A 9,969-nucleotide genomic window follows, 5' to 3' on the forward strand; every position below is an offset into this window, starting at 1 on the left:
ATGAAAATGCGACGCTTGAACGGAGAATGATCAACTCCAATTACTTAGGAAAAATAACGATAAAATTACCGGCGATGTAAAACACGCATCACTTCTATAACATCTTCATTAACTTCTATTCCAATACGATAATCGCCGATGCGGATACGATAGCGACCCGCGTAACCTTGCATGGCTTTAATATCGAGAACTTCCTCCAATGTTTTGATTGTTTCTAAAGTTGCAAAAGCAAGCTCGTAGATACGTTGGTATGATGTCGAACTCTTCAGTTTCTTTAAGTCTTTTAGAAAATTTTGACGGTATTTAACTTCCAAGATGATTATTCCTCAAGATACGCTAAGGCTTCTGCACGATCTAGTAAGGGAGTATTAATAGCTTCATCCATTGCTTTGTTCATACAATAGTCTTCTACCGCGTCCGCAAGTTGCTCTACAGAAACCTCTTCATTAGGTACTATTTGTCGCCATAACTCAATAGGAATCACTACAGCGCTTACATCTCCGTCTTTGTTCGTAAGATATTCAATATTTAATACATTTTCCATGTCATACTCCAGAAAGTTGCTTTGCTCGATCGTCTATGCGATCGCCCACGGCACGCACTCGCGATCGAATTATATAAAACTGAGGAGTGAAATCCTACTAATTGGCTGCCCAAAGAAGCGATAAATCGCTGTATTCTTTGAAAATTGGATCGGCACTCACAAGCATCATACCCTCAATTTGAGCTTGGGCAATCAACATTCTATCGAAAGGATCTCGATGATGCAATGGTAACGCAGCCGCTTGCAAGGCATGAGGTGCTGTAATTTCCAGATATCGCGCACCTAACTGCACCATGCGCGTCGAAATATAACTATCTATTGGTTCTGGTAATGGCAACTTTCCGATCGAAACTTTTATTCCAATTTCCCAGATACTAGCAACAGAAAACCACAATTCGTTGGTTTCATCGGCAATGTGTGCGATCGCGTCTTCATTCAATCTCTCTGGTTGAGCAAACCACCACAACCAACACTGCGTATCCAGCAAAAGTTTCACTCTTCATTTCCCTCGAATGCTGCCAAAATCTCTTTTGGCAACGGATCGTTGAAGTCCTCTGGCACAATAAACCTCCCTCGATCTTGCCCTAAACTAGCTCGTCGATTGGATGAAGTACGAAACGGAATCAACTTGGCGATCGGGATGCCTCGGTTTGAAATAATGATTTCTTCTCCAAGTTCCACACGGGACAATAGTCGTGACAGATTCGTTTGAGCTTGATGGATATTTACAGTTTCCATTGGTTGATAAACTGAGCCCATAAACTAAGTTTAGTTTGATTCTGATGGTTGTGCAATAGCGATAATGCTACGCATCCGTATCGCGCACCCTTGCAAGCATCGATCGCTCTCAAGCGATATCCCTTCCTTGTAGCTTAGATTAACGCAAGGAAAGACAACTTCTTTTTTCACTCACAATCTTATCTATTTCCACCATGACAATGCGACGATCGTACAACTCTTCAAAACGGAAACTATCATGCCGTCAAATCAGAAAATAAGTTGCTCGACAATCCGCACTTGCACAATTGTTAAACACGATCGGGTGCGTCACCTTCCGGCGTAACGCACCCTACTGCTCTGTAATTGTGGGAATTCCTTTCTAGGTATATTGACTTAGCGTAAGTAATTACTCACAGAATATTTATTATTTTTCCGATCTTTTTTTAAGTGCCGCGAGTAACTGCGGTTTTACTTCTCTAACCCATATTTCAAAGTTAAAAGTGTCATGATTGTCACCAACTCGTGTCTGAACAGACTTTTTGACTTCGGTTTTCATTTCTGTTTTCTCCATTTGCTCTCTAACTCTATCTATAAAGTAGCTTCCGTTAATTTTAGATGGCTTGTCATATATCTTAAGGTGTAAGAACTATACTTTATGCAAAACTTGCAAGAAAATCATGCGATATCTGGATATTACAAGGTTTAGGTTATGATTTAGTTAATCTTTAATAAAAAATTAGTTCCCTGATGGAAGTACACGATCGCATCTATGTTCTCAATCACTAAAAAAATTAACGATCCGGTGCCAAATAAAGCTAAAGCTTAGTAGTTTGCGTCTGATAACGGTGCTTAACTTAATGGCTATATTTTAGCCTTAAATCCCACTAAAATATCAAAATTATAGATATTTGCCGATGTCGATCGCATTAATTTTCATTTATATGTAGTGATATTCATTTTAGATTTACATTTGTCAACCATCAAAACCTAAAAAAAATATAAAAATTTTCCCGATTACTTCCAAACCAAGGGTCAGAAACCGGGTTTCTTGTCACTATCCTTCGCTGAAAACCTAGATTTTCTGTTGAGAAAGCCGATTTCTTCAGCCTATTGAGTTATGTGCAAGATGTGAGTTCCCCACTTGCCACTTTTCCCTGTGTAGTATATTGTAGTATTAATGAAACCGCAAACCGCTTGACTGAGTTTGCGGTACGGCGAGGAGGTGGCCCAATGGATGCAATCAATCAAACAGTCGGCGGAATACTTCAACACCTGCGATCGCATAACGAACCCTTTGTCCTCCACAAAGGCAAACAGCCGGAATGGAACGACGAAGCTTTGCACAGCAGCGCATACCAACACAATGCAGAGCTTTACGCACTCATGGGAGTAGCCAAAGGAGTACTTCCGCAAGGACGCGATCGCATCTTATTCCAGGTATTGCGAACCTCTCGCATCGGAATGACTCCAGAAGTGCGTCACACACTCGATCGCATCACCAACTTGCTATTGAGCGTACTGCACCCAGACAAAGTACTAACAGTATTTTTAGCTCTGCGGCGAGTGCGAGCCAATCACAAACATACAGCCAAAGCCATCCTCAACTACATATTGAATCATCCTGATTTTGAGGATATGGCCAACTGCCGGCGACCCACATTAGAGGATTGTTTGTCACACGCAATGGGGAAAAACGTAGCCAGAGCTTGTGCCAAAATGCTCGCCAATCCTGCTCTTGCAGACCAACAGTATTTGCGCCGCCATTTGCTCAGATTTGCTCGCGATCCAGAAAAAGTAAAAACAATTTTTCCTGGATTGTACAAACAAGGTACGCGACAAACTGGCAGCGGTCAATACAAACTCGCCCATACCCAATTCCTAGAAAAATTCGATCGACAAGAAGAACGACCCAAAACTATTACAGCTACCAATCGCGGTGACATTTCCGCAACCTTGATTCACCTGTACCGAGGTGGCATATCTAGCGAATTGCAACAAGCTTTAGAGCGTTACGTGGAAGACAGCGCCAAAAAGCTACCGCGATTTCATGGCAAATTGGCCCTCGTACTCGATGCTTCTGCTTCCACAAAAGGGTATGGCGATCGCGAATATTGCTGCATTTCCCAATCAGTCGCATTCCAGCTTGTGCTAGAGAAATGCTGCCCAAATTTGCAAATTTTTGCCGTGGGAAATTCCGGACATATCCCCATACCAGAAGGCAACACCGATCTCGCGCTTGCCTTACTGGATGCCTTAGAAACGCAACCGGATTTAGTGGCGATCGTTTCTGACGGTTACGAAAATATTTACCCAGGCGATTTAGCCAGACTAATCGCCACATTACCTCAACTTGGTATTCACACACCTGTGGTTTTCTGCCACAGCAAATTTACCGGCAGCGACGATCTAACTTTACGGCGACCTGCCACTAATTTACCAGAATTGGAATTCTGGCATCAAGACGATTTTGAAGACTTATTGATATCCATCTTATCAATGACAAATCAAAATCAGAGCGAAATTGGATTGCGAGAGTTTCTGCTCAAAAAATTGGATTTAGTCATTAGTTAGTAGTCAGTTGTCAGTCGTCAATTGTAGCGAAACCCAACAAATCCTGACGATAGAGTTGGGTTTCGTTACCTCAACCCAACCTACCCACTACCAACTACTGACTTGCCGAAGCTAGCAGAAATAATATCACTTGTCCCTATTTCTTCACTACTGACAACTGACCACTGACCTACTCCCCATTACCATGCTTTGCCAAGAATTAATTCTCAGCACATTTGACTTTTCCCCATATCAATTGGGGATACCCCAGCAATCCGGATTGATGACCGTCGTGCCAATCTTCGGCGCGGATAATAAAGGTAAATATACAGGCCCTCTGACCGGTTTAAAACTCAATCGAGTCACCGGATACGGTAGTGTAGAATTGACAAATCCCGCCGATAGCGGTATAGCTATTGTACCTCTGCATATCGGTTATATTCAAGACGGAGCGCAAAATCACGCCTTGTGTCGATCGGCTTTTATTGCAGGCGGCCAAAAGCTGATGTTTGAAGATGCTTGTTGCGTTCAACAATCTCAAGGCGGCTATTTGGAAGGTCGCGAACAATGGTTTTTCATCTTACCCGTGCAACTGCGTTTGCAAGCGCTGCAACTGCGAGGTCAGAAGAGTTACAGCAAACTTTGGAATGCCATCAGTCACCTGAATCAACAATTTAACCTGCCCAACAGAGGCCATTTGGAGCAAATCATCACCCGCCAGCGAGCATTTTTGACTCAATATCAAAGTCGATTTGAATTGTTAGAAAATCAAACAGGGGCGCTGTTTTTCCTGGGCGATAAGTTAGCTGGGATAGAAATAGCACCAACTGCGGCTTATTTCCAAGAAATGTGGATGCCTTTGGTTTGTTTCTGCTACGGTACAGCGGCGATGTATTTCGAGCAAAAAGCTGGCATTGTGGCAGAACAACAACCCGCACCTTTTGCTGCTAGCAATCTGCGGGAACTGCGCTTTCAGTTACAGCAAAGCCGTCAAAAATTGCAAGAGCAAGTGCTATCCCAATTAGCCGCAACACCCGCAGAAAAATTCAACGTTCAGGAAGAAGAACGGTTCTGCGAATTGCGTTTGCAAACTGCGATCGGCAATAATTTTGCAGGTCAATTTGTCGAAGATAGCGGACAACTGGTGTACGCTTCCCTGTTTGCCAAACCAGAATATATTTTGTCGAAAAACTTGACACCCTTGGCAGCAGCGTAGTACACTATATTACAGTAGGAACTGAGTTAGATAAGGTGTTGCTACCCCCCTGATTCCAAATTTGGGAAGTTGCGTTGAAAACAACATTGCACGCCTTTATGCTAACCGCCCGTCCTACTAATTCTTCTTCAGCTTTAGATGCGATCGCTCTATTTTTCAACTTTTCAACTGATTTACTTGCCGAGGTCAAAAAGGATTGCAGAGCTTGCCGCCTGTCCTGCCTTGCTGCTAGGAACTGTGCAAAGACTTCAATTTTACCTATAGAGGTACTCACCTTGTCAGTGAGTTGGGGGGTGCAATTCCCTCCCTCGGCTTTTCAACTAGAAATTGTGCCGTCGGGCATAATTGTTTTCTGGAAAATCACTTCTTTGAGGATAGCTTTATTGAGGTTAGCGCCTCTGAGATTCGCATAACTGAGGTTAGCACCTGCGAGATTAACTTTGCTGAGGTTAGTCCATCTCAGATCTGCTCCTTCCAAGTCAGCCTCGCTCAGGTTAGCCTTAAATAAGTATACTCCATTGAGATGAGCTTCTCTGAGACTAGCTTTAAAAAGGTCAGCTTTATAAAGGTAAGCTCCAATTAGGTAAGCTTGGTGCAACTTAGCATTGCTGAGTTTAGCATTGCTGAGGTTAGCGCCTCTGAGGTTAGCTGCTGCGAGGTTAGTTCCCACCAAGTTAGCATCACCCAGATCGGCTCTTTCCAGGTTAGCTTCTCCCAGGTCAGCACCGATGAGGTTAGCATAACCGAAATCTGCTTCCGTGAGGTCAGCTTTCAATAGATTAGTGCCGGTCAAGTTAGCTGCGGTCAGGTTAGCTTCGTTGAGGAGTGCTTCCTGAAGGTTAGCAAGACTGATGTTAGCATTGCTGAGGTTAGCGGTAATCAGTAAAGCTTGGCCGAGATCTGCTTTTCTCAGGTTAACTTTTTCCAAGTTCGCGCCTCTGAGATTAGCGCCTTGGAGGTTTGCTTCGCTGAGGTCTGGTTCTGTATCCTGGTGGGAAGTTCTCCACTTAAGCCATTTCACCGCTCCTTCTTTAAGTAGGGTAAGATGCTCTATGTTTGCCATCTATCTTGAGTTTCCTTTCCGCGATCCGGGGTTGCCAAAGAAGACTGTAACCTAATCTTGGTTTGTTTGAGCAAGTTTTTAGAGAGTCTGAGTGCGGCTGAAATCTGCGGGTGTTTGGCCAAAAACGCCATAACCTTAAGAAATGAATATTTTTAGAGTGCGTAAAGGAGACCCAAACACCTGCACCCCCGACTCCAGGCAAAGCGCGATCGAGTTTCATTTAAACTAATCCCCGCTAGGGGACTGAAAATTGCAGGAATAATTTATGTTAGGTTTCGATCGAATTACATTCAATCCGCGCATCATGGCAGGACAAGCTTGTATTCGAGGGATGCGAGTTCCGGTTTCATTGATTTTAAATTTGGTGGCGAATGGAAAAACTGTAGCTGAGATTATAGAAGATTATTCATATTTGGAACCGGAAGATATTCAGCAATCATTGATGTATGCGGCATGGTTAGCCCGTTATGAAATCATTAATGAACGTTTGGCACAGGTGCTGAATCGATTTGAGGAGGATTTGGCAGCAGGAGCAATTATTTCTGTTAAGGATGAAGCTTTCCGGGTGAGGCGATTGCCAATATGAGCATAGTCGTCCCAGCTGAACAAAAATAGAGTGGGGGAGTGGGGGAGTGGGGAAGTCAAAAGTCAAAAGTCAAAAGTCAAAAGTCCTCCTCTTCCCTCTTCCCTAGCCCCGACGCCCTAACCCCTAGCCCCTCTCTTAGCTAAGTGCCCAATTAACAAGAGTGCGAACACCGTAACCGGTAGCACCAACGTTGTTGTAGCCGTTTTCCTTGTCTGCCCAAACTGGGCCGGCAATGTCCAAGTGTACCCAAGGGGTTTCTTTGACAAATTGCTTGAGGAACAAAGCAGCGGTGATGGAACCGCCGGGACGGGGGCCGGTATTTTTCATATCGGCGATTTGGGATTTTAAACCATCAAAGTATTTCTCTTCCAGAGGCATCCGCCACAGTTTTTCGCCAGCAAGTTCGGCAGCTTCAATAATCTCGTTGGCGACGGTATCGTTCGGACTCCACAAACCGGCAATATCATCGCCTAAAGCGATGACGCACGCACCGGTGAGGGTGGCTAAATCGATCATGGCATCAACGCCGAGTTTTTCGGCAAACACCAAAGCATCTGCCAGAGTCAGGCGTCCTTCCGCATCGGTGTTGTTGACTTCGATCGTCTTGCCGTTAGAAGCTTTCAGAACATCGCCTGGGTGCATGGCGCGACCGCCGATCATATTCTCGGTAGCTGCGGTGATAAAATGAACTTCCACATCGGGTTTGAGTTGGGCGATCGCTTTTGCCGCACCCAGAGTTGCCGCTGCACCGCCCATATCTATTTTCATCATCTCGATCCCGCTACCGGCAACTTTGATATTCAAACCGCCAGAGTCGAAGGTCAAACCTTTACCGATAATTGCCAGTTTGCGGCGCGGTGTTCCCTCCGGTTTGTAAGTCAAGTGAATAAACTTGGGGGGTAATTCCGAAGCTTTGGCAACACCCAAAAACGCACCCATCCCCAGCTTTTCGCAATCTTCTTGTTCCAAGATTTCTGCCGCCAAGCCGAATTCTTGTGCCAGCGCTTCTGCTGTTTGGGCCATCGTCACCGGAGTTACCTCGTTAGCTGGTGCGGCCACCAGTTCCCGCGCGAGGATAACACCGGCACAGATTTGCTTGGCGCGGTTAATTGCGTCTTCTTGACCCTCGAAACCCAGTAAATCGACTTGTTCGAGTTGCGGCCCTTTGTCTTCCGATTCTGACTTAAAGCGATTATCTTGGTGCAGAGCCAGTTCTATACCTTCAACGATCGCCCCAGTTGTAGTTGCAGCATCATTATTCCACACTGGTAAGCTCAGGCCCAAGGTTTTGCATTTTTCCTTTTTGGCTAACCGAGCTGCTGCTGCTGCCGATCGGCGCAAAGAATTTAACTTCTGCGTTTCGGCCTTGCCCAGTCCCACCAGTATAATTTTACGAACCGGACTGCCGCTACCGCCAACGCGAGTCGAAGCGCTGCTGCCTTCTTTGCCCTTAAATTCGGTTTCTGCAATCAATTCTTGCAAAGTACCGCCGAACTTCTCGTTTAACTGGGCTAAATCGCCAGTTAACTCCACCGCATCTTCAAAAAAGCCAATTGCCAATCCATCCCCCGACCAATCTAAGCGCGGGGTATTTGTTGCGCGAAATTCCATTCCCCGTTTCACCAATTCACCAATTTAAGTACCTGTACCAGTATCGATCAATATTGGCGAACTGCCCTACCCCAAGCATCCGAGATACGTTAAACTAGCTCCCATCTTATGTTTTTTAACAGCTGCGGTTAAAACTTTTAACCAAGCCTAATCACTTATTGTCATCTTCCGAAGGAGATATATATTGGGTCAATCTGGGATGCAGTTGACTGGATTCCTACAAACCCAAACTCGGTAAAAAGTTGTAGCTTCCCCAGACAAAAGGCAAACTTAATGATGTGTCAATACTGTTAGGTTAAGACTCGCTCGCCCCTAGCCTTCCTTGACAAGAGGGGTTGGGGTGCAGTCCATGAAGTAAATCAAACGCTACCAACACAGTATTGAAGAATAAGTTACTCACAGCAGGCACAACTAGCTATGTGTCTGTTCTTGTCAAATCGAGCTTCTGTAATCGTTGGGCGGTGAGAAGTGATGCAAAAAGTAATGAAAAATCCAATTCCCTTGGCTGTTGGTGCGGGGCTATCGGTTTTGTTGATTGGAAGTACCTTGTTATTAATGAGATGGAGCGATGGGGAACAGGCTGCGCCCGAAGCTACTGAGGTGCAGGCTGAGCTAAGTTCTCAGTCAAAAGAAAAGCCGAAGTCCGCAACACTGCCACTGGTAACACTTTCACCGACTCAACGGGCAAGCGAGCTAGAAAAGATCGCCTCCGGAGGAAAATCGCTCGATCGCCATCGCGCCCGGTATGTGCTAGCTAGCGACCTCATTCAACAATATCGCGGGCAAAAGGCGATCGCTTGGTTGGCAGGATTGGAACAAGATTATCCCTTATTAGCGCCACATATAATCGCAAAACGCGCCCAAGCTTATGAAGTGAGCGGCGATAAAGCCAAAGCAAACGCAACTTGGCAAGAAGTGCTGCAAAAGTATCCGGAAAGTCCGGTAGCGGCAGAGGCGCTGTTTGCTTTGGGACGCACCGATCCGCAATACTGGGATAAGGCGATCGCATCTTTTCCCAGTCACCCCCGCACCGCTGAAATCGCCTGGACTCGCCTCAAGCAAAATCCCGATCGACTGCCCCTGCTACGGCTGTTAGTCAAGCACGACCCCGACAGCAAGCAAATCAACACCGTCTTAGAAACCCTACAAAACAAGTATGCCGCCCAGTTAAAGCCGGAAGATTGGGAAGCAATAGCCTACATATACTGGGATAGGTTTGATTTCGACAAAGCCGGACAAGCTTATGCCAAAGCTACCCGCACGCCCCTCAATCTCTACCGCGCCGGTCGGGGACGCCAACTGCGCGGTAAAAGAACAGAAGCTGTATTAGCTTATCAGCAGTTGCTCAAGGAGTTTCCCGAAGCGAAGGAAACTGGTTTGGCGGCGGTACGCTTAGGGCAGTTACTTTTGTCTCCAGCAGCTTTACCGTATCTGGATATGGCAATTAACCGATTTCCAGAAAAAGCCGGTGAAGCACTTTTACTCAAAGCCAAAATTCTCGACGGTACGGGAAGCGCCAAGTCAGCATCGCAAGCTCGTCAGTTGGCGCTGAGCAAATATGCAGATTCCGAAGCTGTGGCTGAATATCGTTGGACTGTAGCTAGAGGTAGAGCCAAAGTCGGAGACTTCCTGGGCGCTTGGCAATAGGCCCAACCGATTACTAAGCACAATCCCGATAG

General features: G+C 45.7%; 11 protein-coding genes. 4 read left to right on the forward strand and 7 right to left on the reverse strand.

Features of this window, described 5'->3' with window-relative positions; genetic code table 11:
- Positions 1-65 precede the first annotated feature (65 nt).
- The 4 genes from H6S82_RS07820 to H6S82_RS07835 form a co-directional block, all read right to left on the reverse strand.
- Positions 66-314 (reverse strand): type II toxin-antitoxin system RelE/ParE family toxin, encoded by a 249-nt coding sequence (locus H6S82_RS07820; protein WP_190462264.1) that lies wholly within the window; start codon positions 312-314, stop codon positions 66-68.
- A 5-nt stretch (positions 315-319) separates the two neighbouring features.
- Positions 320-544, reverse strand: coding sequence for a hypothetical protein (locus H6S82_RS07825; protein WP_190462266.1), 225 nt, complete (start codon positions 542-544; stop codon positions 320-322).
- Between the two features lie 97 nt (positions 545-641).
- The gene (locus H6S82_RS07830; RefSeq protein WP_190462267.1) at positions 642-1,040 is read right to left on the reverse strand and encodes a PIN domain-containing protein; all 399 of its coding nucleotides are present in this window, start codon (positions 1,038-1,040) and stop codon (positions 642-644) included.
- Positions 1,037-1,303 carry a type II toxin-antitoxin system Phd/YefM family antitoxin gene (locus tag H6S82_RS07835; RefSeq protein ID WP_322111846.1) on the reverse strand — a complete coding sequence of 89 codons (267 nt, stop codon included), beginning with the start codon at positions 1,301-1,303 and terminating at the stop codon, positions 1,037-1,039. The genes H6S82_RS07830 and H6S82_RS07835 overlap by 4 nt, the downstream gene beginning before the upstream one ends.
- 1,191 nt (positions 1,304-2,494) lie before the next feature.
- Here H6S82_RS07835 and H6S82_RS07840 point away from each other — a divergent pair.
- Complete coding sequence (locus tag H6S82_RS07840) at positions 2,495-3,835, forward strand: VWA domain-containing protein (protein ID WP_190462269.1); 1,341 nt, start codon at positions 2,495-2,497, stop codon at positions 3,833-3,835.
- A gap of 184 nt (positions 3,836-4,019) precedes the next feature.
- On the forward strand, positions 4,020-5,030 hold the full coding sequence (locus H6S82_RS07845; RefSeq protein ID WP_190462272.1) for a DUF6569 family protein: 1,011 nt from the start codon (positions 4,020-4,022) through the stop codon (positions 5,028-5,030).
- 4 nt (positions 5,031-5,034) lie between these two features.
- On the opposite strand, the gene H6S82_RS07850 is transcribed toward H6S82_RS07845, so the two are convergent.
- Together H6S82_RS07850 and H6S82_RS07855 are read right to left on the reverse strand one after the other, a co-directional pair.
- Complete coding sequence (locus tag H6S82_RS07850; RefSeq protein ID WP_190462274.1) at positions 5,035-5,304, reverse strand: hypothetical protein; 270 nt, start codon at positions 5,302-5,304, stop codon at positions 5,035-5,037.
- Positions 5,305-5,346: 42 nt separating this feature from the next.
- Complete coding sequence (locus H6S82_RS07855; RefSeq protein WP_190462276.1) at positions 5,347-6,093, reverse strand: pentapeptide repeat-containing protein; 747 nt, start codon at positions 6,091-6,093, stop codon at positions 5,347-5,349.
- Between the two features lie 265 nt (positions 6,094-6,358).
- Between H6S82_RS07855 and H6S82_RS34300 the strand changes: the two genes are divergently transcribed.
- A complete protein-coding gene (locus H6S82_RS34300; protein WP_190462278.1) occupies positions 6,359-6,679 on the forward strand; it encodes a DUF433 domain-containing protein in 321 nt (106 codons plus the stop codon).
- A 135-nt stretch (positions 6,680-6,814) separates the two neighbouring features.
- On the opposite strand, the gene H6S82_RS07865 is transcribed toward H6S82_RS34300, so the two are convergent.
- Complete coding sequence (locus H6S82_RS07865) at positions 6,815-8,290, reverse strand: leucyl aminopeptidase (protein ID WP_190462280.1); 1,476 nt, start codon at positions 8,288-8,290, stop codon at positions 6,815-6,817.
- Between the two features lie 471 nt (positions 8,291-8,761).
- Between H6S82_RS07865 and H6S82_RS07870 the strand changes: the two genes are divergently transcribed.
- Positions 8,762-9,937, forward strand: a complete 1,176-nt coding sequence (locus H6S82_RS07870; RefSeq protein ID WP_191056128.1) for a tetratricopeptide repeat protein — start codon at positions 8,762-8,764, stop codon at positions 9,935-9,937.
- Positions 9,938-9,969 lie beyond the last annotated feature (32 nt).

The sequence above is a fragment of the Planktothrix sp. FACHB-1355 genome (assembly GCF_014748295.1).
Classification (GTDB): Bacteria; Cyanobacteriota; Cyanobacteriia; order Cyanobacteriales; family Aerosakkonemataceae; genus Aerosakkonema; species Aerosakkonema funiforme_A.

What these genes read in the sequence shown, in the direction of transcription:
- H6S82_RS07835 (WP_322111846.1), bottom strand. Translation starts at nt 1,303, where the DNA reads ATGGGCTCAGTTTATCAACCAATGGAAACTGTAAATATCCATCAAGCT.
- H6S82_RS07840 (WP_190462269.1), top strand. Translation starts at nt 2,495, where the DNA reads ATGGATGCAATCAATCAAACAGTCGGCGGAATACTTCAACACCTGCGA.
- H6S82_RS07845 (WP_190462272.1), top strand. Translation starts at nt 4,020, where the DNA reads ATGCTTTGCCAAGAATTAATTCTCAGCACATTTGACTTTTCCCCATAT.
- H6S82_RS07855 (WP_190462276.1), bottom strand. Translation starts at nt 6,093, where the DNA reads ATGGCAAACATAGAGCATCTTACCCTACTTAAAGAAGGAGCGGTGAAA.
- H6S82_RS34300 (WP_190462278.1), top strand. Translation starts at nt 6,359, where the DNA reads ATGTTAGGTTTCGATCGAATTACATTCAATCCGCGCATCATGGCAGGA.
- H6S82_RS07825 (WP_190462266.1), bottom strand. Translation starts at nt 544, where the DNA reads ATGGAAAATGTATTAAATATTGAATATCTTACGAACAAAGACGGAGAT.
- H6S82_RS07865 (WP_190462280.1), bottom strand. Translation starts at nt 8,290, where the DNA reads ATGGAATTTCGCGCAACAAATACCCCGCGCTTAGATTGGTCGGGGGAT.
- H6S82_RS07870 (WP_191056128.1), top strand. Translation starts at nt 8,762, where the DNA reads ATGCAAAAAGTAATGAAAAATCCAATTCCCTTGGCTGTTGGTGCGGGG.